This is a genomic window from uncultured Fibrobacter sp. (assembly GCF_947305105.1).
In the GTDB taxonomy this organism is placed as follows: domain Bacteria; phylum Fibrobacterota; class Fibrobacteria; order Fibrobacterales; family Fibrobacteraceae; genus Fibrobacter.
In genome coordinates this window covers 69,378-95,168 of the sequence record NZ_CAMZCS010000012.1, presented here as the reverse complement: position 1 = coordinate 95,168, position 25,791 = coordinate 69,378, and the positions used below count along the sequence as shown (strand labels likewise).

At 52.6% G+C, this 25,791-nt stretch carries 18 protein-coding genes; 10 read left to right on the top strand and 8 right to left on the bottom strand.

Annotated elements, in window-relative coordinates; all coding sequences use genetic code 11:
* Positions 1-1,688, top strand: a 1,688-nt coding sequence (locus Q0Y46_RS07745) for a class I tRNA ligase family protein (protein ID WP_297946375.1), incomplete at its 5' end; no start/stop codon positions are given.
* A gap of 54 nt (positions 1,689-1,742) precedes the next feature.
* On the opposite strand, the gene Q0Y46_RS07740 is transcribed toward Q0Y46_RS07745, so the two are convergent.
* Positions 1,743-2,240, bottom strand: coding sequence for a hypothetical protein (locus Q0Y46_RS07740; RefSeq protein WP_295682150.1), 498 nt, complete (start codon positions 2,238-2,240; stop codon positions 1,743-1,745).
* A 116-nt stretch (positions 2,241-2,356) separates the two neighbouring features.
* On the opposite strand from Q0Y46_RS07740, the gene Q0Y46_RS07735 reads away from it, so the two are divergent.
* The 3 genes from Q0Y46_RS07735 to nth are packed head-to-tail and all read left to right on the top strand — an operon-like array spanning position 2,357 to position 7,983.
* Positions 2,357-3,532: a hypothetical protein gene (locus Q0Y46_RS07735; protein ID WP_295682147.1), complete on the top strand. Its 1,176-nt coding sequence runs from the start codon at positions 2,357-2,359 to the stop codon at positions 3,530-3,532.
* 47 nt (positions 3,533-3,579) lie between these two features.
* Complete coding sequence (locus Q0Y46_RS07730; RefSeq protein WP_297946371.1) at positions 3,580-7,335, top strand: SNF2-related protein; 3,756 nt, start codon at positions 3,580-3,582, stop codon at positions 7,333-7,335.
* Between the two features lie 27 nt (positions 7,336-7,362).
* The gene (gene nth, locus Q0Y46_RS07725) at positions 7,363-7,983 is read left to right on the top strand and encodes an endonuclease III (protein ID WP_297946368.1); all 621 of its coding nucleotides are present in this window, start codon (positions 7,363-7,365) and stop codon (positions 7,981-7,983) included.
* Here the strand turns inward: nth and Q0Y46_RS07720 are convergent, their stop codons facing one another.
* The 4 genes from Q0Y46_RS07720 to Q0Y46_RS07705 all read right to left on the bottom strand — a co-directional run bounded on the left by Q0Y46_RS07720 (position 7,984) and on the right by Q0Y46_RS07705 (position 14,022).
* Entirely contained in the window at positions 7,984-8,787 is an 804-nt protein-coding gene (locus tag Q0Y46_RS07720; RefSeq protein ID WP_297946365.1) for a hypothetical protein, read from the bottom strand.
* Positions 8,788-8,819: 32 nt separating this feature from the next.
* On the bottom strand, positions 8,820-11,306 hold the full coding sequence (locus tag Q0Y46_RS07715) for a hypothetical protein (RefSeq protein ID WP_297946362.1): 2,487 nt from the start codon (positions 11,304-11,306) through the stop codon (positions 8,820-8,822).
* Positions 11,303-12,574 carry a hypothetical protein gene (locus Q0Y46_RS07710; RefSeq protein ID WP_297946359.1) on the bottom strand — a complete coding sequence of 424 codons (1,272 nt, stop codon included), beginning with the start codon at positions 12,572-12,574 and terminating at the stop codon, positions 11,303-11,305. Before Q0Y46_RS07710 ends, Q0Y46_RS07715 begins: the two co-directional genes overlap by 4 nt.
* A 215-nt stretch (positions 12,575-12,789) precedes the next feature.
* Positions 12,790-14,022, bottom strand: a complete 1,233-nt coding sequence (locus Q0Y46_RS07705) for a histidine kinase (protein WP_297946357.1) — start codon at positions 14,020-14,022, stop codon at positions 12,790-12,792.
* Positions 14,023-14,202: 180 nt separating this feature from the next.
* Here Q0Y46_RS07705 and Q0Y46_RS07700 point away from each other — a divergent pair, with 180 nt between their 5' ends.
* From Q0Y46_RS07700 to Q0Y46_RS07675, 6 genes are all read left to right on the top strand, one after another.
* Positions 14,203-15,057, top strand: a complete 855-nt coding sequence (locus Q0Y46_RS07700) for an RNA polymerase sigma factor RpoD/SigA (RefSeq protein ID WP_297946354.1) — start codon at positions 14,203-14,205, stop codon at positions 15,055-15,057.
* 106 nt (positions 15,058-15,163) lie between these two features.
* A complete protein-coding gene (locus Q0Y46_RS07695) occupies positions 15,164-16,951 on the top strand; it encodes a S41 family peptidase (protein WP_297946352.1) in 1,788 nt (595 codons plus the stop codon).
* A gap of 24 nt (positions 16,952-16,975) precedes the next feature.
* Complete coding sequence (locus tag Q0Y46_RS07690) at positions 16,976-17,749, top strand: ABC transporter permease (protein ID WP_295682121.1); 774 nt, start codon at positions 16,976-16,978, stop codon at positions 17,747-17,749.
* A complete protein-coding gene (locus Q0Y46_RS07685) occupies positions 17,749-18,081 on the top strand; it encodes a DUF721 domain-containing protein (RefSeq protein WP_173843612.1) in 333 nt (110 codons plus the stop codon). The genes Q0Y46_RS07690 and Q0Y46_RS07685 overlap by 1 nt, the downstream gene beginning before the upstream one ends.
* Before the next feature lie 28 nt (positions 18,082-18,109).
* Positions 18,110-20,038 (top strand): DNA topoisomerase (ATP-hydrolyzing) subunit B, encoded by a 1,929-nt coding sequence (gene gyrB / locus Q0Y46_RS07680; protein ID WP_173843613.1) that lies wholly within the window; start codon positions 18,110-18,112, stop codon positions 20,036-20,038.
* On the top strand, positions 20,039-21,043 hold the full coding sequence (locus Q0Y46_RS07675; RefSeq protein WP_297946346.1) for a polyprenyl synthetase family protein: 1,005 nt from the start codon (positions 20,039-20,041) through the stop codon (positions 21,041-21,043).
* Between the two features lie 4 nt (positions 21,044-21,047).
* Here Q0Y46_RS07675 and Q0Y46_RS07670 read toward each other — a convergent pair whose 3' ends face one another.
* The 3 genes from Q0Y46_RS07670 to secD form a co-directional block, all read right to left on the bottom strand.
* A complete protein-coding gene (locus Q0Y46_RS07670) occupies positions 21,048-21,980 on the bottom strand; it encodes a magnesium transporter CorA family protein (RefSeq protein ID WP_290961344.1) in 933 nt (310 codons plus the stop codon).
* Between the two features lie 202 nt (positions 21,981-22,182).
* Complete coding sequence (locus Q0Y46_RS07665) at positions 22,183-22,611, bottom strand: hypothetical protein (RefSeq protein ID WP_295682109.1); 429 nt, start codon at positions 22,609-22,611, stop codon at positions 22,183-22,185.
* A gap of 405 nt (positions 22,612-23,016) precedes the next feature.
* Positions 23,017-25,677, bottom strand: coding sequence for a protein translocase subunit SecD (secD, locus tag Q0Y46_RS07660; RefSeq protein WP_297946340.1), 2,661 nt, complete (start codon positions 25,675-25,677; stop codon positions 23,017-23,019).
* Positions 25,678-25,791 lie beyond the last annotated feature (114 nt).

The following is a 25,791-nucleotide window of genomic DNA, read 5'->3' as shown; positions in this document are numbered from 1 at the left end:
GCGACCAGTGGTTCGTGAAGATGGACGTGCTCGCCGAAAACGCGATGAACGCCGTGAAGTCGGGCGAAATCAAGATTATCCCCGAACGTTACGCCAACAAGTATTTGGACTGGCTCGCCGAAAAGCGTGATTGGTGCATCAGCCGTCAGCTCTGGTGGGGCCACCGCATTCCTATCTGGCACACCGACGCTAGCGAAGACGAACTGAAGGCCGCATTTGCCGGCCGCGACGACATCTTCTTCTACAAGGCCGAAAACGGCGGCTACCTCGTGTGCAGCCAGGAAGAAGACCTGAAGGAAGACGCAGTTCCGGGCCGCGTGCTCAAGCAGGAAGAAGACGTGCTCGACACGTGGTTCTCCAGTGGCTTGTGGCCGCACTCCACGATGGGCTGGCCGGAAAACACCGACACGCTCAAGCGCTACTACCCCACCAGCGTGCTCGTGACTAGCCGCGACATCATTACGTTGTGGGTCGCCCGCATGGTGCTCTTCAGCCAGGAAAACATGGGCACGGTTCCGTTCCACACGGTGTACATCCACCCGAAGATTTTGGACGGCAATGGCCAGACCATGAGCAAGTCCAAGGGCAACGGCGTGGACCCGATGGATATCGAAGAGAAGTACGGTACCGACGCTCTGCGCTTTGTGATGGCAAGCCTTTGCACCGACAACCAGGACGTGCGCCTGCCGGTGAAGAAGGAAAAGCAGCCGGATGGCCGCGAAATCAACACCAGCGAAAAGTTCGAAATCGGCCGTAACTTCAGCAACAAGCTGTGGAACGCCTGCCGCTTCCTTTACCCGCAGCTCGAACAGGCCGGCGCTTTGGCCGCCGAGCTCCCGATGGACAAGAGCTTGTTCGCGCTCGAAGACAAGTGGATTTTGAGCCGCCTGCAGACGACCATCAAGGACGCCACCCGCATGCTCGAAGAATACCACTTCGCCGAACTCGCCGGGTTCCTGTACCGCTTCGTGTGGGACGATGTCTGCTCCAGCTACTTGGAAATCAAGAAGGCCGTGATCAACAGCGAAACGCTCACCGCCGAAAAGAAGAACGCCATGGCAATCCTCAGCTACGTGCTGAAGAACGTGCTCGACCTGCTCCACCCGGTGATGCCGTTCATTACCGAAGAACTGAACAGCATCCTGTTCCAGGGCAGCGAAATGGTGATCAGCCGCGCATGGCCCAAGGCAGACGAATCCCTCATCGACGCGAAGATCGAAGCCGCATTCGACCAGGCATTTGCCGTGGTGGAAAGCGTGCGTGGCGTGCGTGGCCGCTACAACGTGAGCCCCGCTACCAAGCTCAACGCCGTGGTGAGCGTCGACGACGCTGCAACGGAAGCCAGCGTGAAAGACTGCATGGCTATCATCACCGAACTTTCCGGTCTTGAAAACCTCACAGTCGCCGTGAAGGCAGCCAAGCCGAAGTTCAGCGCCAGCGCTGTGGTGCCCGGTGGCGAACTCTACATCCCGCTCGAAGGTATCCTCGACCCGGCTGCAGAAATCGCCCGCCTCGAAAAGGAAATCGAGAAGGCCAAGGCATTCGCCGCTTCTATCGAACGCAAGCTCTCGAATGAAAAGTTCGTGAGCGGCGCCCCCGAAGCTGTGGTGAACGCCGAAAGGACGAAGCTCGCTACTCAGCAAGACATTATCGCGAAGAACGAGGCGGCTCTTAAAGAGTTGAAGTAAGTTCGCGACCAAGCAATTTAAAAGAGGTGTTCCCAGCGGAGCACCTCTTTTTTATTAATCTAAATCCCCTTCATCCTTTTTGCGTTGGAAATCTTCGCAATCCTCCTCGAATGATTCTTTAGCTGAATCAAGATTTTTTCTTTCGGTCTGCCCTTTATAATGGACATATTCGACTCCATTTCCACAGGCGTAGTCTTCTATACCATTATTTTCTCTCTGAAGATCTTGTTTTACATCTTCTTCAAATTCTTCGCACATCATTTTTTTCATTTGTGAGTTCAAATTATAATAGGTTTTCTCCCAGTAATTCAATTCAGTCCCATCTTTTTTAAGACTCCTTTTCTGAAGTTGCCCAAAACGGTTCGGAACGTTCAATTTGAGCTGAACCCATATCGTTCCATCAGAGTCAACCCCATCAGTGACTTCACAAGAATATTCAGAGTACCCTCCTTCGGGGAAATTGCCGGAAACACTGGAAGAAGAAGATTCACCGCAAGCGGTTAAAGTGACCGCCAGTCCGAAAAGTACGGAGAAATAGAATTTTTTTAGCATATTAATTCCTTTGCTTATAACAACATTCCCAAAGTAATAATTAAATGGCGATTAAAAATGAGGTGTTTCTAATAGTGGACTATTTTCAGTAATTTTTTTATATTTTGCGGCAACCTATGGACAACGACCGTAAACATACACACTGCTTCAGCACTATGCCAGCAAGACAACTTACCGTGTGTATTTGTGTTGCGTTTTTTCTGAATCTTGCAGGTTGCCTAACAGACTCTTCTTCCGAATCGGATACTCCCGCATCTATTTCATCCTCAAGTATTTCCTCAATTTCCGTCAGTTCATCATCCAGCCAGCCGAAGGACGACTCCACAAAATCGCTTTTGACCATAGACGGAATTTCCCTGCTTGTCGATTCTTCCTTTTTTATGGACAAATTCCATTCCTCGTCCATCAAAATAGCATTCAAAGACGAGGAGACAAACGAACTCAATTACATCGAAATCAACGGCAATAAAATCCAACACGAAATTATTGCAACATCAGCAACACCAAACCATCCCCAGTTTTCTCCAGACGGGAGCAAACTAGCCTTCTCTACAGGAGCCGAGGGAATTTTTGAGCCAGCAGACCTCTATGTCATAGACCTTTCTTCCGCAGATCGGCCCATTCAAAAGCTTGAAGCAGAAATCGCGGCCATTCCACGCTGGCGTGTGACAGAAAATGGTGACACATCTATATTATACAATGACTATGTCGGTTCTGACCTATCCCCCCTCTGGTCATATTCAGGAACTTTCATTGTTTCTTACTCAAACAACACCTTTGGAACACCTCTCAAACTTTTCAACAGAAGCTACAATGGAGGCGTCTCAGCCGACAACTCCTTGGCCGTCTCTGGATCACCGCAACTTCTGTTCCATTACGCAAGCGACGACGATTCTGTCAATATAGACATGTACAACGAAGACCAAGCCTGTAACGTTTCCATGCCGCGCGATTCGAGCAAAATTATTTCGTTTTTAGAAACTCAAGGTTCCATGGGGCTCCAATTCACACAAAGTATGAGCTACAATTGGCACCAATATCTTTTCTACATGGACTCGACAGGGAAAATACTGAAGGCAATCAAGAGCGAAAGCGGATACGTTTTTAATGGAACAGAATGGCTATACGCACCTGGTTACCAAATAGGAGTCCTTACATCCACAGACGGCGAAAGTGAGCACATTATTCTCATTGACTACGAGCACGATTCCTACTACACCATTGCTATCGCGCCGGGCAAACAAATAGCCTATCCTGACCTCTGGGTCAATCTCGGCAACAGCAATTTCTAAGCCTATTCATTGCCCATTTGTGCAGCGATTTTACTATATTTGCATACATGGATTTTGGACCTTACGGAAATTCATGGTGGAGCAAAAAATGGCTTGAGACGCTACTCGAAGGCGCCAGCGAACAGGCCATTCAGCAGGGCGTCCGCTATGCCACGCGCGGCCAGGTGTCGAGTGTCGACATCGTGGACAACCGCGTGATTTCCGTGGTCAAGGGGCCCAATGGCGGGCTCCACAACAACTACATCGTCTTCCCGAAATTCCCTGCGGAACAGGCAAGCCTCTTCCGCAGCATTCTGAGGCAACACCCGGCGGAGATGCTCGCGCTCGGCAACAAGGCGATGAGCCCGTCGCTCGAACTCCTTCTGGTCAAGAGCGGGGTGCAGCTGTTCGACAAGCCCGAAAAAGTCAAGATGGGCTGCGACTGCCGGGACGCCCAGCCTTGCAAATACCTCATTGCAACTTTCCTGAAAATCGCCGAACAGAGCGATGGTGACCCGGCCATCCTGTTCCGGATTCACGGTTTCGACCTGGACTCCGTCAAGGACAACGCCCAAGACACGCTCGAACTGGACGCCCCAGCCGAAGCGAACCTTGTCCATACTATCAGCGGTGCGAGCCGCATCGTCGCCGGCACGGACAACGCCCTCGACTTTGCCGAAGATTCGAGCGAGAGCTTGTTCGCCGGAGCACCAGGCAGTGCAAGCCGCACGCCACCGCAGCAACTCCCCCAATTCAACTTCGCCGACTGGAAGGATTACTCCCGCGTGCTCCCCGCCATGTTGCAGAACTTTCCGAAGTTCTGCCCCGCTGGCAACTTCCGCAAGAGTTTTACAGACGAGTTAGAAGGCTGCCACAAGTTTTTCTGCACCTACGAGGACTTTGGCGTATTCTCGGAACATTTCCGCGCCTACAACGCAAAGACATTCCTGATGGAAAACGAGTCTCTGCGCGTATTCCACAAAGATGGATGGAGATGGTCGTTTGAACAAAGCGCCTCCGGCAAGGTTATCCGCAACGACCTGACCGTTGCCAACATCATGGGGGCGCTTTGCTGCCTGAGCCAGGGGAACTTCTCGTGGCACCACTACACGGTGCGCTACCTGCACCTGCTATTGCAAGTGGCATTCTACCTTGTGCGTACCGGGGCCATCTACCCGCAAGTTTTCTGGATAAAGAAAGACGTAGCGCAAATGCGCTGGCTCCCGGCAGAAATGCTCCCTGATATTCTGGGAATCGTTGCAGATCTGGAGGCGGGCGCCCCGCAGGGGTTCGCCTTCTCCGAAGGCGAGGGCGATTTCCATGAAATCGCCGGGCCCGCCGAGCACATCCTCTCGCTTTTTATCGGACAGCTTCTGCGGTTTGCGCGCACCTACAAGCAGCCGCTCAAGACAAACCACGGGAACCTCCTCTCCTTTTTCTTTGACTGCGTTTCGGGCAAACTCGCAAACAATGCGCACGCCATCCCCGGAAAAATCCAGCAGTGGTTCTCGGTTTACTCCAGTCTCGATTTCAGGAGCCAGCTGTTATTCGCCTGCCGCGAAAGCGGAGACGAAGTCGCGCTCGAAGTCTTCATCCTCGACGACGAGGTTTCCGGCACGCGCACGCCGCTCGCCAGCCTATTTGAGAACAACGACACGCGCCTGCTCTCGGTGCTGAACATTTTAAACGGCGTGGCCGACTACTTCGCGCCCATGGGCAAGTACCTAGAACGCCGGGCTTCCGAGCCCATCATGATGCGCGGTGCCGAGCTGCTGGACTTTTTACAGGACTGCCTCAAAAAGTTGCAAGTGTTCGGCATCCGCACCGACATTCCCAAGAGCCTGCTGAACATCGGGAAACCAAAGCCCAAGATGCGCCTGCAGGGCAGCATGAGCTTCGGTGCGTTTACAGCGGGCGATTTACTGGACTTTGATTGGGAAGTCGCCATCGGCGACGAGAACGTGTCTGCCGAGGAATTCCTCGCCATGGCCGAAAACGCCGACGGCCTGCTAAAATACAAGTCGCAGTATGTACAAATCACCGAGGAAGACCTCAAGGAACTCCGAGACAAGCTGGAAGGCCGCGCCGAACCCGCCAAGAAAAACGGCGAGGATAGCGCCGACAAGGAAAACGAAGAAGAAAATGACGAAAGCAGCCCAACTCAGGGCATCACGCAAGCCAAACTCATTCAAGCATGTTTCACCGGCGAATGCGACAACGTGCCCGTCGAGATGGCTGGCGAATTCAAGCAGCAGTTCGACGCCTGGCGCGCTGACACCGAGATCCAGCTGCCCGAAGGGCTGAATGCGACACTCCGCCCCTACCAAGTGCGTGGCTACTCCTGGATGTACAAGAACCTGCAAATCGGCTTCGGTTGCATTTTGGCCGACGACATGGGCCTCGGCAAGACGCTGCAAGTCATCGCATTCCTCCTGAAAATGAAACAGGAAGGCAAGTTCACCGAAAAGAAGGGCATCGTCGTGATGCCTGCGGGCCTTCTCTGTAACTGGCAAGTGGAAATCCGGAAATTCGCCCCGGAACTCACGTTCGCCGCCTACCACGGCGGAAACCGCAACCTGCAAAAATTCAACGCCGACATCCTGCTCACCACCTACGCCACGTTCCGCAAGGACTATGACGCGCTCAAGGAAAAGCCCTGGCAAGTCGTGGTCATCGACGAAGCGCAGAACATCAAGAACGCGGACAGCGAACAGAGCAAGCTCCTGCGCCACCTGCAAGCGCCCATGAAAATCGCGATGAGCGGCACCCCGGTAGAAAACCGCCTCATGGAATTCTGGACCATCATGGATTTCGCGAACAGGGGGTTCTTCCCGAGCGCATCGGAATTCCGCGACAAGTACGAGACGCCCATCCAGAAAAACGGCGACCAGCACGCCGCCGAAACGTTCCGCAAAATCACCGCGCCCTTCATGCTGCGCCGCCTCAAGACGGACAAGAGCATCATCGCCGATTTGCCCGACAAGATTATCCAGGACGAATACGCCGAACTCACCAAGCCGCAGGCGGCGCTCTACAAGCGCACGCTTGACCGCTTCCTCGCCCAGCTCGAAGAAGAACAGCAACTGAGCGAACTCACGCACGACAGCCACGCCCTCTTCAAGCGCAAGGGAATCATATTGCAGATGATTCTCGCCCTCAAGCAAATCTGCAACCACCCCGCAACGTTCCTGAAGGGTTTAGACGAGAGACGAAAGACGAGAGACGAAAGAGACGAGGATACAACACAAACTTTAAACGAATCCGAAGACCCTCTCGCAACCTCCATGGGTTCCGGCAAGCTCCAAATGCTGCTGGATTTGCTCGCCTCCATTCAGGAACAAGGCGAAAAGACACTCATCTTCACGCAGTTTGCCGAAATGGGCGAACTCCTGAAAACGACCATCGAAAAGCAGCTTTCCCTCCGCACGCATTTTTACCACGGCGGCTGCACACAGACGCAGCGCACCGAAATGGTCCGCGACTTCCAAGAAAATCCGGACTGCAAAGTGCTCATCCTTTCGCTCAAGGCGGGCGGCACCGGGCTCAACCTCACCGCGGCATCGCAAGTCATCCATTACGACTTGTGGTGGAACCCGGCCATCGAGGCGCAGGCCACCGACCGAGCGTTCCGTATCGGGCAAACGCGCAACGTTCAGGTCCACAGGTTCATCACCAAGGGGACCTTCGAAGAAAAGATCAACGCGCTGCTGGAAACAAAGAAGGCCATCGCCGAAATGACCGTAAGCGCTGGCGAAACCTGGCTTGCCGACATGGACGACAAGCAGCTCGTCGAAGTGTTCGGCATCGAAAACACCCTCGTATAGCCGACCAAATAAACTAGTTTTACTGGCATGAACGCCAAGAAGAAAATCCAATTCATCTCCGAGAAGCTGGACGAACTGTTCCCGAATCCGCCCATTCCGCTCGACCATTCCGATGCCTACACGATGCTTGTCGCCGTGGTGCTGAGCGCCCAGTGTACAGACATCCGCGTCAATCAGGTGACGAAGGTTCTCTTCAAGAAGGCGAACACCCCGGCCGCCATGGTCAAGCTCGGGCAGAAACGCATCGCCGAAATCATCAAGCCCTGCGGATTTTTCAACACCAAGAGTGCCGGAATCTACAACCTCTCCAAAACACTCGTAGAGAAGTACAACGGCGAAGTCCCGCACACCTTCGAGGAACTGGAAAAGCTCCCCAGCGTAGGCCACAAGACCGCAAGTGTCGTCATGAGCCATATTTTCAAGGTTCCCGCATTCCCGGTAGACACACACATCCACCGATTGGCGGAACGCTGGGGGCTCAGCGACGGGAGTTCCGTAGAAAAAACGGAGAAGGACCTGAAAAAGGCCTTCCCCGAAAACGAATGGGAAAAACGTCACCTGCAAATCATCTACTTCGGCCGCACCTACTGCAAGGCGCGCGGGCACAAGGCCGAAGAATGCCCGATTTGCAGCGTCGTCGGAATCTAGCTAGAACGCAAAAACCTTGCCGAGATTAATCCCATAGCCCAGCTGCGAATTCCACACGATTCCCCCGTAAAAACCGGTCGCATGGAAATAGCTTAGCATTATAGCCGAGGTCCAGTCTTCCATATCGCCCTTATAAAGGATGTCAAACTCAGCGAGGACACTCCCCCACTTGCCGCCATGCCCCAAGCGCGACCCGGCCCAAACAGACGAAACCGGTGCAAAGCCCGTATTGTCGTCGATATTCTCGAGAAGCTTTTGATCTTCCAATTCGTCACGTTTGTCGTCGTAGCTGCCGCCACCCTGGAATAATTGCACTCCGCCGCCCAAACCCAAAAGCACATACTGGCCGACATTGAAGTCCCCGCCCAGGAGCAGGCGTTCCTGCATGTCCCAGAAGGAATATTCCCTCTTGCCTTCTTTGGTCTTGAGCCACGCCTTATACGTTTCTGCGTTATCGGAACAACGAGACTCGTTGCAGTCAAATCGCAGCTTGCCCAGCATCCCGCCAGCAGCCGCCGAGAAGAACAACGGGGAAACGGCTCCGCCCATACGGTACATGAACGACACGTCGCCACCACCGGTCTTCACCTTGTTGACATTCAACCCTTCGCCAGCGATATTACCGAATGCGCCCACCGCGACAGACATTTCTGCGTTGGAGCTATCCGCCGATACGCGGGGTTGATGGGGAACGGCCATGAGCGAGGCACCCATAGAATGGGCTCGCGGCATAAAGCAGCCGCACAGAGAAAGCGCCGAAAAACAGATTAAAACGAACGCAAAACAAAATTTTACCCTATTCATCTAGTTTTCTCCTTTGATGTTTAACGTGGATTTTACTTAAGTCGCATCGCCTTCACGATACAACGTTCTCCTGCAACGGTTCCCTGCAAATTCAAACGGGAGACTGCATAACTAGATTCCGGGGTAATATCAGTATTAATTATTTCGGACAACGGAATCTGCTTCACTATAAGGCCATTTCTTGCTATGCCACCACCCAAATTTGCATTCTGAACAACCTTTGAATCAAAATATACTCGAATATTCTTGCAAGAACCAGGCCAATACGTTACTTCGAGCAAAGAAAATTTATTCAAATTCACCATGCGACCGAAATCGAAATACATCCCATCAAACCGTTTATCAATCCCAATAGACAATCCAGCGCCCAAATTGTCGGAATAATCGGATAATTTCACATTTTGGCTCCATGGAATACGTTTGTATGTAGACGGATAGATATTTGCGGAACCGATTGCGGCGGGAACCTGCACATTGCTTACAGAATTCCTTACAAGACGGGGCGTGGATATTGTCACTTTGGCCCCAGCGGAGTTAAGGACCAGATTGAACCAGCGGTAATTCGCGAGCGCGCCTTGGGCGGCAGGCATTTGCCAGCGCAGTGTATGGTATTTTCCATCCTGTGTCACATTGATTTCCTCAAATTGCACACCGGAACCATTTTTCAATTTCTGGACAATCAGTTCGGCTTTCATCCAATTGGACTTCGGGGAATCCACCTTGACATTCACTTCAAAAATTGAATTCGCGGGAATGTCCACGCCATTGTCAAACAAGGCGACTTTTTGCCAACCAGCAGGCAAATCAAAAGCAACCACATCGACAATCTCCGTGGACGATTCACTATAATTGTACCTTGCATACGGGAAACGAGACTTTTGCAAGGCTCCGCCGTTACGCACTACATCAGGGATTTTTGTACTATCCATGCAACTTGTGGTGGGTGAGAAAAGGCCCGTCAGCATTGAATTGCGGAATTCCCCCACAGACGAATCGTAATCCACCTTGGCAAGTTCGCATAAAATTCTCCAGATATCCGTCTGCATTCCGCGCAGGACGCGTTCGTCCACGGAGCCGTCTTCGCGGACAGCAGATTCAATATGCCTGCCGCTTACACTTTCGGCATAGCGAGGATGCGTCGGATCGACCGCATACACCTTGTCCGCCGAAGACCGGCTCCCGGGATTCTCGAACGAGAATCCCTGCGCGGAAATAGTGGCCGCACAATCCTTTCTCATGGCAAGATCACCGCCACAATTGAGGTCCATCGCGCTTGCCGTGGGGATAAATGTGCTGTTTGCAACCAACAAATTGTCAGCCAGCCACTTCGAATTGAACGTCCATTTGAACGGCCCGACATTGCGCTTGAATGAGTCCGGCATTTCTTTTTCAAAGCCTGCGCGAAGAGCCTTATAAATAATCCGAGCAAATGGATAAGTCGTGCCTTGAATAAAATCCAAGCCCGGATCACCGAAAGCATTATATTCCTTGCTCCCTTTGGGGAATTCGTACACATAATTATGCGAAACCTTCGTACTAGGGTTATCATACGAATACATCCTGCTGATGGCACTGCCGTATGTAGAACCACTATGCAGAGCCTCACGCTTCAAGGAGAACAGCTCCGTAGCATGAGACATCTTTTGCCCCTTCATCAACCCCTGTGACACAAGAACCGCAGGGAACCCCTTGTATTCGCAAGCCTTACGATATTCCCCGAACAAGAACCGCAACGAATCCGTATTCGATTCAAATCCTGAGGACTCTTGACGCAGCAACAAATCGCTTGCACCCGGAGCAGCAATCATGTCCATATAGGTTTCAGCATCTGCGGAACCACCTATCTTTGCCCAGAACCAGATGGTTTCCAACAAGCCTTTCGGCATGACGGCACCCTGGTGCGGGGAATCCAACGAGGCAAAAAGCCTCACCGGAGCATCCGTTTTTTTACGATGCGAGTCATACAGATAAGCACCATAACGGCCAATAATTCCGCCTTGACTTATTCCGAAAACAACGACACCGTCATTCACGGCATTGGGGAACGACACAAATACATTTGAACTGAAGAACGAGAGCAACTGCGAGAACAACGCAGAATTATCGCGAATCGAGCGCGTCACCGTTTCCGAAAACTGCACAAGGACAGGCGTATAGCCAATATTGAGAAGCATTTCCGGAAGTCCAAATTCTTCAACATCCTTGTAAAAATCATCCAGCGTACGCACCTCGTCTGTACTCAGATATATCCCGTCAAGAATGAATACTGGATGCAAAAGTTTAGCACGATACGCCGCCGAGATATCCTTGGTCGGTTCAACGACCATCACACGCACACTCGCAGCAAGAGCCGTTTCCTTGGCGACACGCTTTGCCGTATAACGAGTCTTGGACATGTCCGATGACGACACGCACAATTCGTTTCCACATGGAGCAAAGAACATCTGCAAGTTCGCACCGAGGGCAATATTGCACCCGAACAGCGCAATCCATAGGAGTTTTACGAGATTATTCATCATTTCACCTCCACATAAAGGTTATGCCTTTGAGAATTTCCGCCAGAAGTCAATTTGACAACGACCTTCTGCACGCCTGCCGATTCAAACTCCAACTCTACCGACTTGTTCACAGATAGCGAAGAGCATTTCCCCGACACACAAATCTCGGTTTGCGGCAGCGTCTTTTTCTGAGTCACAACGAAATACGGATCGTACACAAGTTTCAGTTTCGATCCACGCACAAACGAAGACGGCAAACCGGCCTGCAACAAACGGGATTTCGTAAGCCGCGTTGTTGCACAGAGCGTATCTTGACATTCGGGATAAACATATTCCACATCGGCAACAAGAAGCGGCATGAACGAATAATTGTTGGCAGCGGCAAAAGCAACCGCTTCGTCAAAGACACCCTTCGGGTTTGCAATGGCGCTATCCTGCAATCGGTTTCGGTCAACAAAGAACATGTTCCTGTACCACAGGCGCCGTGATTCTGCCGGAGTACATTTTTCCTGTTCCAGCGACTCCCGAATTTGTCGATGTTCCTTGTCACTCAGCACAAACGCAGATGTCGTCAAATCCGAAAGGCGTTTACGGTCAGCATTGGAGTAAGCGGCACTTGACGGATTCACAGAAGACGACAAACACAACGGCTTGCGCACGGAAGACATCGCGATTGTATTCGTCGGAGCGAACCCAGCCCCTGAATTTGCTGGGACCGGGTCAACGACAGAGGAAACAGTCTCTGCCTTAACCGTACAGGTCAGCGAAACATCGTCAACGAACAGCGTAGTGTACTGGTTGGCGGGGACGCCAAAAAGGCCTATCCAGACCTTTTCCACCCTCTGCCTGCCCGAACCCAACATCTTTTCGACCGGGATTTCCAAGGACCGCGTCACGTTCGCGGAGATGTCGTTAAACACGACATTCCCTGTCCCCTTCGCCCCCGAAAGCCACACCCCGAACTTCACTTTCTGCGTGGCACGCACCTTCAAGCGCAAAGCACCCCCTTGCACATCCTTGGGCAGCGCCGTAAACGCAAGAGCGCCAATCCAGTCACCTTTCACATTTTTCATGCCCGACAACCTGATGTAGGGAGGTTTCATGGCACCCATTTCGCCCCAGTTAGTACTCCACTCCGGCGGCTCCGGGAAAGTCCTGCTAGCATTTTCCATTTGGCCTGGCGTTCCTGCTCCGCTATAGAGGACCTTTTCCTCACACACTTGGGCGTAGGCGGCCACCGCCGCGAATACGGCTATAGGCACAATACGCCTTAACATCCTATTGCTCATAGGATCTCCTATATGTTATGTGGATAAATCAAATAGGCGTATGCCTGGCCTGATTTCAGGCATGAATCAAATATCCGGGAGGCTTCCAACAAAAAATCATCCGCAGGGCTTCTGCGAATGTATCAATACCATCGGATAGGTTCTAAATTAACTTCTCGCGAGGCATTTGTAAAGCAGTTTAAAGAAATTTTTATTTTACGGACAAAAAACGGATTTTATGCGTCCATTTTTTTGGCATCTTCAACACGATGCAACCGGATTTTCAGACAGCACATATAAACTCCGTCCTTGACCGACTTCGTATACTCATAGCGACCTTCGTACAAAAGAGTAAGCCGTTTCTCGAACATCACGAGTCCAAGGCCACTTGACTTGCGCTGGGACTTTCTCGGGAAATTGGAATTCTCCGAACGGAATTCGAGAACATCTCCCTTTTGCACAATGTTGATGTGGACAAAGCTACCCCCCTGGGGATTTACGCAATGCTTTATGGCATTTTCCACTAGCGGCATCACTAGCAACGGATCAATCTTTCGTTCGGGATTTTCCAAATCCGTTTCGAACTTAAAATCAAAATCATCATCAAAACGGAGCCTTTCGAGCGCCGCATATTTCTGCAAGATATCCACGTCCTCCCGCAAGGTGATGTACTGGTCTGAAGTCTGGTAAAGCATCACCCGCAACAGCTTCGAAAGTTTCTCCATCGACGATTCCGCCTTTTTCGGGTCAATCCGGATCAGTGCAGAAATGTTGTTCAGCGTATTGAACAAAAAGTGCGGACTCAATTGGCTCTTGAGGAAGTCCAGTTCGTATTGCAAAGCAGACCTTTTCTGTTCGCGCTTGACAAACGCTCTGATAATCTGACGGAGCATTACATGGTAGGCCACGCAAATGACACAGACAAAGCCAATGAAAAAGACAAAGGAAAGCACAGTCCACAACGTAAAATGGCCCTTAACCGCAGAGAAACAATACGTACTCACGAAATATCCCCACGAATCCCCGGGAGAGCGATCCAAGAAGAAGAACACCACCTCTCGGACAACAAGGGCGACTATGACCAAGATAAAATTCGAAACAAAATAACGCAAATAATGTTTCTTGAAAATGTAGCTTGGAACAAGAATTTTCTGGTTCACCTGGAAAATGCACAAAGTAAGCAGCAACGGCACATAGAACGACAGGACGCTTCTTACGTCTATATCCCCCGAAGAAAAGTATCCCTGATCCAGAATGAGCATCAGCGGGAACAAAATAATGAACAGCCAAAGCAGGAAAAACGGAACAAATGCGGGAATCGGGTAGTCCAGCAGTTCCTGGTCGCTGTTCAAGATGTCAATCAGTTTCTTTTCTCCGCGTTCAAAGCTCATTTCTTGCAAACTTTCGAACAGGGAACGTTTGTCATTAAAGAAGCGAACTAGTGGATTTTTTTGCTTTTCTTCTGTCATGTTCCTAAAATTAAGTCAATTATCGAGTTAAATGCCGGTCATCATGACAATTTCATGACGAAAATGCAATTTTTTGCGACAAAAAACAAATTTAACTTTTGCGAACCGCTTTCTTATCACTGACACTGTAAAGGCCTCCCGGAGTTACATTTGATAACGTCAACAACAAGTGAGGCTAAAATGATTAAGACATCGCGCAGCAGGGACGAAAAGGACATCTTTTTTCAATATCTTAACGATATCGCTCAGTACCCGCTGCTATCCAAGGAACAGGAGAAGGTCGTTCTCCGCAAGGTCCAGCAGGGTAACAGAGCCGCGATGGATCTCTTGGTCAAGTCCAACCTCCGCTTCGTCGTGAACATCGCCCAGCTTTACAGGGGCCAGGGTCTCGACGTCAACGAGCTCATCAACGAAGGTAACATGGGTCTCATCGAGGCCGCCCGCCGTTTTGACTCGAACCAGAAAATCAAGTTTATCAGCTACGCCGTGTGGTGGGTCCGCCAGAACATCACCCGCGCCATTGCCGAAAAGGGCCGCTTGGTCCGCATCAGCGCCGAAAAGGAACTCATCCTCCGCCGATTCAGCCGCCATGCCAAGGAAACCCGCCAGCTTATCGGTGGAACGGTCGCCATCGACCCCAAGAGCCTCGAAGGGCTTTCCAAGTACAAAGCCGCCGATATCGAGAAGATTCTCATGATGGGTAACAAGGCCGCCTCCCTGGACGCTCCTATCGGCGAAGATGGCGAAATGACCCTCGGCGACACAATTTCGGACGAAAGCCTGCGCACCGACGAACTCGCCCTGAGGCGCACCCGCGCCGAAGCATTCTCCAAGGTGCTTTCGGACAATCTCACCCGCCAAGAAAAGCAAGTTGTCGAGCTCTATTACGGGTTCAAATCCGAAACCGATATTAACCTCAAGGAAATCGCGCCCGTTGTCGGTCTTTCCAAGGAACGCGTCCGCCAGCTCAAGGAAACCGCCCTTGCAAAGCTCCGCAACAACAGCGCGAGTGCCCTCTTGAACGAAGCAGCTTAACCTTATAGAAAGTTTTTTCATCTCTCTCCTTCTAAAAACCGGCCATTCGTGGCCGGTTTTTTCCGTTTTTTACCCCCCGAACCACGGGAAATTGTATCTTTTAAGCATGAATTCCTACACGAAGATTATCCGCAACAGTTTTATATTCGCCCTTTCGGCCCTTTGCCTCGGCTATGCAGCCCAAGACAAGAAGCAGACCCCTCCGGGCGATTTCTACGATGAAATTTCCCGCCTGAACAAGGTCTTTTCCGAAGTCAACCGCAAGTATGTGGAAGACGTCAACCCCACCGAGCTCACCGATGCGGCCCTGAACGGCATCCGCAACATCCTGGACCCGCACACTACCGTGTTCTCGCCCAAGGACTACGAGAGCCTCAAGGTCTCGATGGAAGGCAAGTTCGGCGGCGTGGGTATCACCATCAGCCTCCGCGATAACGTGCTCACCGTGATTTCTCCGCTGAGCGGCACCCCCGCATTCAGGCTCGGCATCCGTGCAGGCGACAAGATTCGCAAGATTGACGGCAAGGAGACCAAGGGACTCTCCCTGGACGACGCCGTTAGCAAGCTCCGCGGCAAGATCGGCACCAACGTGACCGTTTCCATCGAACGCGAAGGCGTGCCCGACCTCATGGACTTCACCATCACCCGTGCCGAAATCGTGGTCCATGCGGTTCCGTACTACGGCATGGTCACCAAGGACATCGGCTATATCAAGCTCGCCACCTTTAGCGACAAGACCACGAGCGATGTAGAAAATGCCATCAAGGCCCTGCAGAAACAGGGCATGAAGAAGATTATCCTCGACCTCCGCTACAACCCGGGCGGACTTTTGAACCAGGCTGTCGAAATCAGTGAATTGTTCCTCAAGCAAGGCAACGTCATCGTGAGCACTCGCGGCCGCACCCAGAAGACGGAGAGCCGTGCCCGCAAGAACGGCATCGTCAAGCCCGAAGTTCCCATGGTCGTCCTCGTGAACCAAGGTTCCGCCAGCGCCGCCGAAATCGTGTCCGGCGCTCTGCAAGACTGGGACCGCGCCCTCATCATCGGTAAGACGAGTTTTGGCAAGGGTTCCGTGCAGACCATCTTCCCGCTCGACAACCAGGGTAACGCCCTCAAGCTCACCACGGCATTCTACTACCTGCCCTTCGGCCGCTGCATCAACAAGCCGGAGAACGGCATCAAGGGGCTGAAGTTGCAGGAAGAAGAGGACAGCGAAGATGAAGAAGAATCCAAGGCCGATTCCGCAAAGAAGGATACCGTGGTCCGCGACACGTTCTACACGAACAACGGACGCATGATGTTCGGCGGTGGCGGCATCTCGCCGGATGTCGACATTGAACTTTCTCCGATGCCTTGGGTCGTGCAGGTGCAAGAACGCATGGCGATGTACTTCAAGTTCGCCGTCAAGGCCCGTCCGGGCCTCGACAAGGCCGGCATCAAGATGGATGCAAACTGGGAAGTTCCCGACTCGCTCTACACGCAGTTCAAGGACTACTGCATGAAGGACACCAACTTCATGAAGGTGAAGAGCAACGCACTTATCGGCGTGGACCAGCTCGAGAAGAGCATCATCCGCGAACAGAACTACATGGGCGACAGTTCCAAGACCGTCACCGACACGACGCTCGCAAAGCGCCTCGCCGAAATGCGCAAGGCCCTCGAGAACAAGCGTGACGCCCAGTTCGACGAGAACAAGGACTATATCAAGGACGGCATCAAGCGAGAACTCTTGACCGCCATGGTCAACGACTCGGTGAGCACGGCATTCTCGCTCAAGCGCGACGAACAGCTCAAAGAAGCCATCAAGTACCTGACCGACATGAACCTTTACAAGAAGGCCATCAGCGCGCCGGCAAAGGGTGCGTCCAAGAAGGCACCCACCAAGAAGAAATAGGAACGACCTAGATTGATCAGGGCCATGAACATGCTTGCAGAAGGACTCGGATGGCTAGTCCGTAAGTTCCTGCATACCATTTTCTCGTACTTCCTGTTCGTCTGGGAAATGTTCAAGAACATTCCCGGGGCCTTCCTCAATTTCCATACGACTGTCGAGCAGATGCAGAACGTGGGCATCACGAGCATTCCCGTAGTGTTCGCGGCATCGATGGCGACAGGCGCTATTATGTCGTGGCAGCTTGCCTACCAGTTCGGCGATATGATCCCGATGATGTTCGTCGGCATGGCTGTAGGCAAGTCGGTGATGGTGGAACTCTGCCCGATTCTTACCGCGATGGTGCTGGCAGGCCGCATTGGCGCTTCGATGTGTTCCGAACTGGGCACGATGGCCGTGACCGAGCAGCTGGACGCTTACAAGGTGCTAGGGCTCAACCCCTACAAGTTCCTGCTCGCCCCGCGCCTGATTGCAACCGTCATCATGATTCCCGTGCTCACGGTGCTGAGCATCTTCATCGGCATCGTGGGCGGGTACGAAGTGGCCCACCTGTACAAGGAAGTCTCGTTCTCCGTATTCTTCTACGGCGTGCGCATGTTCTACCAGAACTGGGACCTCATTGTAGGCCTCATCAAAGCAACGCTGTACGGCTACTTCATCGCAAGCTACGCCTGCTTCTTTGGCTTTACCACGCACGGCGGCGCCGAAGGCGTGGGACGTGCGACCAAGGCGACCGTGGTGGCCGGCATGACAAGTATCCTTATTGGCGGGTTCGTCCTTTCGAAGCTTTTGCTCATCTGATGATTGAACCGGAATTCAAGAGACCAAAGAGGAGGGCGAGCATCAGCGGGAAGCAGGTGCTCGATATCGGAGTCCTTTTGCAGATGGTTCTCGACAAGCACCACATCTCCGAAGACATGAATTTCAGGGTGCTCTCGGAGCGGTTTTCCGAAGTGGTCGGAGACCTGCTTTTACCCCACGTTTCGATCGTAAAATTGGACAAGAATACACTGGTCCTAAAGGCCGCCAGTTCGGCATGGAAACAGGAATTGTTCCTGCAAAAAAAAGCTATTATTGACAGGTGTAATAATCTACTAGAAAAGCCCTTCGTACGGAACATCCGTTTCGTCTAAGCAGGCTTGTTATTGAGGTCTAGAAAGCATGGCTGACGAAGCAGCAGAAAAAAATTATAGCGGGTCGAGCATTACCGTCCTGGAGGGATTGGAAGCCGTCCGCGTACGCCCGGCAATGTACATCGGTTCGACCGATATCCGCGGCCTGCACCACCTGGTGTGGGAAGTCGTTGACAACTCCGTCGACGAAGCGCTGGCCGGTTTTTGCAACCATATCGAAATTTCCATCCTCCCGGGGAACGGCATCCGCGTGACCGACAACGGACGCGGCATCCCGACCGACATCCACCCGAAGGAACACATCGGCACCATCGAAGTCGTCATGACCAAGCTGCATGCCGGCGGTAAGTTCGACAGCAACTCCTACAAGGTTTCTGCCGGTCTGCACGGCGTGGGCGTGAGCTGCGTGAACGCGCTCTCGAACAAGCTCGTGGTTACGGTGCGTCGTAACGGGAAGGTCGTGCAGCAAGAATTCTCCAAGGGCATTCCCCGTGGCCCGCAGGCGGAAATCGGCACCTGTGACATGGCCGATACGGGTACGAGCGTCGAGTTCTATCCGGACGACACAATCTTTACCGAAACAGTTTACGTGTACGATACGCTCGCCACGCGCTTCCGCGAACTCGCCTTCCTCATGAGCGGGCTTCGCCTGACGCTGACCGACGAGCGCGATCCCGAAAACAAGCAGAGCGATACATTCTGCTTCCCCGGTGGCGTCTCGGAATTCGTGCGCTACGTGGACGAACACCGCACCCCGCTCTTTAACGAGCCCATTCACCTGGTGCTCCCCGATGGCCAGTACCCGCTCGAAGTCGCCATGTGGTACAACGACGGCTACCAGGAAAACTTCTTCAGCTTTGTGAACAACGTGAACACCTATGACGGCGGTACCCACGTGACGGGTTTCAAGACAGCCCTCACCCGTGTCATCAGCAAGTTCGCGCAAGACATGCCCAAGGGCAAGAAAGAAGCCCAGATTACAAGCGACGACATCCGCGAAGGCCTCACCGCCGTTATCGCCATCAAGGTATCGCAGCCGCAGTTCGAAGGCCAGACCAAGCGCAAGCTCGGCAACTCCGAAATTGCAAGCTACGTGAACTCCGCGTTCGGTGCCAAGCTCGAAGAATTCTTCCAAGAAAACCCGGCAGCCATCCGAGTCATTCTGGACAAGGTCTACAATGCTGCCCTCGCCCGCGAGGCGGCGCACCGCGCCCGTACCCTCGCCCGTCGCAAGAACGTCCTCGAAAGCGGTGGACTCCCTGGCAAGCTCGCCGACTGCAGTAGCCGCGACCCGAAGGAATGCGAAATGTTTATTGTCGAGGGTGACTCCGCTGGTGGTTCGGCCAAGATGGGCCGCAGCCGCGAATTCCAGGCCATCCTCCCTATCCGCGGTAAAATTTTGAACGTCGAAAAGGCAAGCCTCCACCGTGTGCTCGACACCGAAGAAATCCAGAACCTGGTGAACGCCATCGGTACGGGTATCGGTACGGAATTCAAAATTGAGAAGCTCCGCTACGACAAGATTATCATCATGACCGATGCTGATGTGGACGGTTCCCACATCCAGACGCTCTTGCTCACGTTCTTCTTCCGCTACATGCGCCCGCTCATCGATGCTGGCCACATCTTCCTCGCCATGCCGCCGCTGTACAAGCTGAAGGTCGGCCAGAAGGAACGTTACCTGTTCGACGAGAACGAGAAGGACAAGGTAATGGCCGAAGTCGAAGACAAGAAGAACGTCGCGATTACCCGATTCAAAGGTTTGGGCGAAATGTCCCCCGAACAGCTGAACGAAACGACCATGGACCCGAAATCCCGCTTCCTCAAGCAGTGCTACGTGGAAGACGGCGTTCTCGCCGACCAGATTTTCAGCATGCTCATGGGCGAAGACGTGGAACCGCGCCGCAAGTTTATCGAAGAAAACGCTTACAAGGTCCTTGGCGAGCTGGATATTTAAATGAGTCCTACGAAGGCTGACTTCCAAATCATCCTGGGCCAGGCACGCGAGCTCGTGCATGACCAGCTTGACCTGACCGACAAGGTCATCATGCAAGTCGCGGCGGCAGCGCCGGCGGGCATTTCCGAACGTCTTGTATCTCTGTTCGGGCGCAAAGGCAAGCGCATCCGTTCGACACTGCTCTGCCTCATAGCGAACTGCGGCACGAAGCCGCCCGAGAAAGACAGGCTCGCCCACGCCTGTGCCAGCGTGGAACTGCTGCACCTAGCAAGCCTCGTCCACGACGACATCATCGACGGTACGGAACTCCGACGTGGGCAGATTACGGCCCACAAGGAATGGGGCACCCAGGTGGCCGTCCTCGTGGGCGACTACGTGCTCTCGCAATCCATGCGTTGCGTCATCAACGAAGACAACCGGGATGTCCCGGTCATTATCTCCGACGCCGCCGACAAACTCATCGTAGGCGAAATCATGGAACTGGACCACTGCGGCGAGACGACGCTTTCCAGGGCCATGTACAACGAAATTATCGACGGCAAGACGGCAGCACTCATCGAAGCCGCAACACGGATTGGCGGCATCATCGCCGGGTTCGACAAGCCCCTGGTGGATGAATGTGCCAAGATGGGCGCCCATTTTGGAATCGCGTTCCAGATTATCGACGACCTGCTCGATTACGGCTACGGCTCAAAGAACCTGGACAAGGCGAAGTTCACAGACCTTTCCAATGGGCTCATCACGCTGCCGCTGCTGTACTACTTCGAACAGTGCAACAACGAAGAACACCGCGAAATGGAAGAGTTCATCCGTCACGCCTCCGAAAACGGGGTCCCCGAAAAGATTATCACCCGCTTGAACGAGAAGAAATGCTTTGACAAGGCGAAAGCCGAAGCCCAGGAACACTTGGAAAAGGCTCTTGAAATTGCGGACAAGTTCCCCAAGAACACGTTTACCGAAGAAATCGTCGCCATGTTCTCCAGCATGAGCGACCGCGGAAATTAGGTATTTATTTCCTGCGCATCCAGATGCTCAGGAACGCCACCACCGAAAGAATACAGACTGCGATGATGCCCCAGAAGGCTATCGCCGAACCAGTGACCGCGTCCCCGTTCATGCCGAAGGGGAGCTTCACGTTCATGCCGAACAAGCTCGCGAAGAACGTCGGGAGCGATATGGAAATCGTCACGATAGTCAAGTTCTTCATCAACTGGTTCACGTTGTTGTTGATAACGCTTGCGCGCGCATCCATCATGGATGTCAAAATGTTTGCGTAAATGTTTGCCTGTTGCAAACTCTGGCCGTTCTCAATCTGGATGTCTTCCAGCAGTTCCCGTTCGGCCTCGGTCCAGTTGAGGCTACGGCCCAACTGCAACTTGCGCAACAGCGTATCGTTGCTGTTGAGAGCGCTCACGTAGTAAATCAAGCCCTTGTTAAGGCTGAACATGGAGAGCAGGTACTTGTTCTCCATCGACGTATTGAGGCGCTGTTCCAAGTCGTCGTTGATGCGGTTGATAATCTTCAAGTGTTCGTTGAAGTGCGCAATGGCATAACTCAAGACGCGCAAAACGAACGTATTCAGGCTGTCGATTTTCGAGAACTTGCGCTCGTCCATCACAGGCATCTCACTGTCCGTAAGGAGCAGCACCCAGTCCTTGAAAATAAAAATGCCGAAGGATTCCACGCGGAACTGGAAATTGTCCTCGGCGGAGTAGTTCTTGGGCTTTTTGAACACGATGGTCGTAAAGTCGTCGTCGTACTCGATACGGGAAAGCTCGTCGGAGTCGAATGCGGAGGCTATAGTATGCTCGGTAATCTCGTATTCTTTGACTAGAACGCTACGCTGTTCCTGGCTGAGGGAGCCCATGATGACGATGTCAGCCGCGTCTTCGTTCGGGGCAACCGCAAGGCGACCCGATTCGATTTTGTAATACTTGAGCATGGAGCCCCCTTTGATCGAACGGGTCAAATATAGTAATTAGTAGGCAGTAGGCAGTAGACAGTAAGAAGTAAATATGGAATGGAATGTGAATTTTGAGGGAACTACACAAAGATCAGTCCTTAAGGCGCAATACTGTCCCTAATTACACTATTAAAGCAGAGGAGGATTACTCTGAGGTTATTGAAATGATGCGACCTAATATCTAAGGCATCCTTAAATAAAGGATTTTTTGAGAATCATATAAAGCAAGATTTCCTCCGACAAGTTGGCAAGCCTGTTGAACTCTCCTTTGATTTTTATTATCCAGCTTGATTACAGAACACTGAGATCGCTCCTTGCTCCATTTTGCGCCTTCAAATGGCACATAATCTGAACCCTTTTGCGTACAACTCACAACAGCATCATTTTCACCCATGCCGATAACGCTATATCCTTGTTGTTGATAACGCTGCAACTGTTGTTCAAAAGTTTCTCCCGTAGCATAATACTGCAATTCAGCATTTACCAAATTACAATACCGACTTTTATGATAGCGTTCCCCACTATAATTATTCAGGTAACGATTCTTTTTTCCACAGCCAGTTATAATCATAACACCAGCTAACACAAGTATCACAGCTATCCTTTTCATTTTAATCCTCCGATTAATTTAAAAACAACAATTTGATTCTATTTCGAAGGATACATTCAAAAAAAACGTGGAATCGAATGTACCCACGCCTTGGAGGTTCCGCTAAAAACCTTAACGCCATAAGCACAAACGACCCACGCACATGGTGCGTGAGTGTCTGCCTTATTTCTGGCGTCTTAAAAATTTAGCGGATTCCCAAGGCCGAAATAGAGCAAATACTCAAAACCCAACATTCCGTATTTGGTTCATACGGAACTATGTCATAAAAAAAATTACATAAAGATTTATCATTCGTCAAGATTTTTAGATCCATCAATTTGAAAGCACAAAAAATCCCCGGCCGGAGCCGGGGAAATTCTTTCGTCTGTAGCCGCGCAGCAGCGTTCTACAAGCGCAGCGATCTAATTACACGCCCTTCTTGAAGCGCTTGGACCACCAGAGGACCACCGGCGAGCAGACGCACACAGAAGAGTACGTACCGATGAGGATGCCGAAGCACTGCACGAGACCGAAGTCACGGATGGAAGAACCGCCCATCACAGCGAGGATCACGCACACGAACAAGGTCGTGAGAGAGGTCACCATGGTACGGCTGAAGCACTGGTTCAGGGACTTGTTGATGGTGTCGGCAAAGTTGGCAGAACCGAAGATTGCCGTATTTTCACGGATGCGGTCGAAGTTAACGATGGTGTCGTTCACAGAGTAACCAATCATCGTAAGGAGCGAAGCAATCAAGGCGCCATCGAAAGAAAGACCGAAGGCGGAGATGAAGCCGAGCGTGATGATAGTATCGTGCACGAGGCCGAGCACGGCGGCCACACCGAAACCGAGACCGAACTTGCCGAAACGGAACCACACGTAAAGGAGGATGCCGAGCCAGGCGAGAATCACAGACAAAATAGCGTTGAAGCGAAGTTCCTTACCGATGGTCGGACCCACGCTGTCCTTAGCGACGATTTCGCACTTCTGACCAGCCTTCTCAAAGGCCTGAGCCATCTTGACTTCGAACTGTGCGTCGTCGGAGGCGCGCATGCTCACCTGGTAGGAGTTAGCGGAAGTACCGCCCAGCGTACGGACCTTCGCACCGGAGATACCGGCAGAAGAAAGGGCGCTGCTCAGATCCTTCTCGTGCTTGGCATCATCCTGATACTGGATGGTGTAGACCTGACCACCAGTGAAGTCGATGCTGAAGTCGAAACCCTTCACAGCGATGAAGGCGATGCTTGCGATAATAAGGATCGTCGAAATGAGGCCGAAGCGACGACGGTTCGGGATAATCTGGAGGTTCGCTTCGTTGATAGCCTTGAAACCGTTACCGATAGAAAGCGTCGTGGCGTCACGCTTGGCGAGCTTCCAGTCGAGGATGGCGCGGGTAAGCGTAATGGCGCAGAAGAGGGAGGTCAGGATACCGATGGTAAGCGTAAGACCGAAACCCTTCACGGAACCAGTACCAATCTTGTAAAGGATAAGACCCGTAAGCACAGTCGTCAAGTTGGAGTCCAAGATGGCGCTGAAGGCGCGTTCGTAACCCTTGGCCACGGCGGCGCGGGCGGTCAGGCCGTTCTTGAGTTCTTCACGGATACGTTCATAAATAATCACGTTCGCGTCGAGAGACATACCCACCACGAGGATGAAGCCCGCGATACCGGGGAGCGTGAGGGTCGCATTGAACACGGACATCACAGCGGCGGTCACGAGAGTGTTGATGACCATACCGAAGCTAGCGATAAGACCACCGAGGCGGTAGTAGGCAACCATGAACACCAAGCAGAGGATAAGACCAACGGCACCGGAACCGAAGCCCTGGACGATGTTTTCTTCACCGAGAGTGGCACCGACGCTGCGGCTTTCGATAATCTTCATCGGAGCCTTGAGGGCACCGGCGCGAAGCACGACAGCGAGGCGGTTGGCTTCGGCCATGTCGTCGAGGCCAGTAATCTGGGCTTCGCCGTTCGGGATACGGTCACGGATCACCGGAGCCGAAATCACCTGGTTGTCAAGCACGATAGCCATCTGCTTGCCGACGTTTGCGGCAGTCACAGCGGAGAACTTCTTGGGACCGATACCTGCAAAACGGAGGCTCACAGCCACTTCACCGGCGTTGGTACCATCACCCACGCGGTACGGACGGGCATCGGAAATGTCGTCACCGCCCATCTCGGCGCGGCGCTTGAGCAAATAGAGACGCTTGGCCTTGATTTTGGAATCGCGCTGCACCGGTTCGAGGCCGCTACCGAAAGCGAAGGCCACGTCACGCGGAATCAGCTTCTGCACGCCTTCGGTCTCGAGGAGCTTCTTCACCTTCTCGACGTTTTCCTCGGCGATGAAACCACCGTTGCCGAAGCTCAGGTAGTAGGCAGAGAGAGCCATACCGACTTCGCCAGCCGGAGCGTTGTCCGCAGCGGCTTCCTTGGCGGAATCTTCCGTAGCGGGCTTTTCTTCGGCCTTGGCACCGGCACCGGCGAGAAGTTCTTCGTCGGAGAGGTCGGACTTGGCAGCGACAGCGCTATCCGCAGGCTTGGCGGAATCGGCGGCCACGGTAGAATCAGTGGCAGCAGCGGAATCCGCACCGACGATGTCGGTCGTCTGGCGGGTCAAGTACTGGTCGATAAGGCCGATGACCTGGGTAAACTTATCGGATTCAGCCAAAATCTTGAATTCGAGTTTTGCGGTAGAACCCACGAGGGCCTTTGCGGTAGAGTCATCCACGCCCGCCAGTTCAACCAAGATTCGGTCGTCGCCGCTCGGGGAAATCTGCGGTTCAGAAAGACCGTACTGGTCAACGCGGTTACGGATGATTTCGAGCGACTGGGCCTGAATATCCTTGATGTCTTCGCCGTCCTTGAGGCCGGACTGGTCAATCTGCAGCGTGATGCTGGTACCGCCGGCAAGGTCCAAACCGAAATTGATGGACTTGGCGCCCAGTTTCGGATTTTCCTTGAGGAACGTCTTCTTGGCATCACCCTTCTTGGAGTGAACCTGGATAGAGGGCCAAACAGTATAGGCCGAGAGAACGATGACGAGGAGAATGATAAATTCTCGCATGCCGAATTTTTTGTTGTTCATTTGCAATCCCTTAATAAGGCATTAATACGCGTTAGTTGCGGGTCAAAGATAGAAAAATAGCAGAAAGATTAAAGACGACAGCCGGGAGAATGCGGCAAAACGAGTCTCCAAATC

What these genes read in the sequence shown, in the direction of transcription:
- Q0Y46_RS07735 (WP_295682147.1), top strand. Translation starts at nt 2,357, where the DNA reads ATGGACAACGACCGTAAACATACACACTGCTTCAGCACTATGCCAGCA.
- gyrB (WP_173843613.1), top strand. Translation starts at nt 18,110, where the DNA reads ATGGCTGACGAAGCAGCAGAAAAAAATTATAGCGGGTCGAGCATTACC.
- Q0Y46_RS07670 (WP_290961344.1), bottom strand. Translation starts at nt 21,980, where the DNA reads ATGCTCAAGTATTACAAAATCGAATCGGGTCGCCTTGCGGTTGCCCCG.
- Q0Y46_RS07665 (WP_295682109.1), bottom strand. Translation starts at nt 22,611, where the DNA reads ATGAAAAGGATAGCTGTGATACTTGTGTTAGCTGGTGTTATGATTATA.
- Q0Y46_RS07695 (WP_297946352.1), top strand. Translation starts at nt 15,164, where the DNA reads ATGAATTCCTACACGAAGATTATCCGCAACAGTTTTATATTCGCCCTT.
- Q0Y46_RS07730 (WP_297946371.1), top strand. Translation starts at nt 3,580, where the DNA reads ATGGATTTTGGACCTTACGGAAATTCATGGTGGAGCAAAAAATGGCTT.
- Q0Y46_RS07700 (WP_297946354.1), top strand. Translation starts at nt 14,203, where the DNA reads ATGATTAAGACATCGCGCAGCAGGGACGAAAAGGACATCTTTTTTCAA.
- Q0Y46_RS07710 (WP_297946359.1), bottom strand. Translation starts at nt 12,574, where the DNA reads ATGAGCAATAGGATGTTAAGGCGTATTGTGCCTATAGCCGTATTCGCG.
- Q0Y46_RS07715 (WP_297946362.1), bottom strand. Translation starts at nt 11,306, where the DNA reads ATGATGAATAATCTCGTAAAACTCCTATGGATTGCGCTGTTCGGGTGC.
- Q0Y46_RS07740 (WP_295682150.1), bottom strand. Translation starts at nt 2,240, where the DNA reads ATGCTAAAAAAATTCTATTTCTCCGTACTTTTCGGACTGGCGGTCACT.
- Q0Y46_RS07675 (WP_297946346.1), top strand. Translation starts at nt 20,039, where the DNA reads ATGAGTCCTACGAAGGCTGACTTCCAAATCATCCTGGGCCAGGCACGC.
- secD (WP_297946340.1), bottom strand. Translation starts at nt 25,677, where the DNA reads ATGAACAACAAAAAATTCGGCATGCGAGAATTTATCATTCTCCTCGTC.
- nth (WP_297946368.1), top strand. Translation starts at nt 7,363, where the DNA reads ATGAACGCCAAGAAGAAAATCCAATTCATCTCCGAGAAGCTGGACGAA.
- Q0Y46_RS07720 (WP_297946365.1), bottom strand. Translation starts at nt 8,787, where the DNA reads ATGAATAGGGTAAAATTTTGTTTTGCGTTCGTTTTAATCTGTTTTTCG.
- Q0Y46_RS07705 (WP_297946357.1), bottom strand. Translation starts at nt 14,022, where the DNA reads ATGACAGAAGAAAAGCAAAAAAATCCACTAGTTCGCTTCTTTAATGAC.
- Q0Y46_RS07685 (WP_173843612.1), top strand. Translation starts at nt 17,749, where the DNA reads ATGATTGAACCGGAATTCAAGAGACCAAAGAGGAGGGCGAGCATCAGC.
- Q0Y46_RS07690 (WP_295682121.1), top strand. Translation starts at nt 16,976, where the DNA reads ATGAACATGCTTGCAGAAGGACTCGGATGGCTAGTCCGTAAGTTCCTG.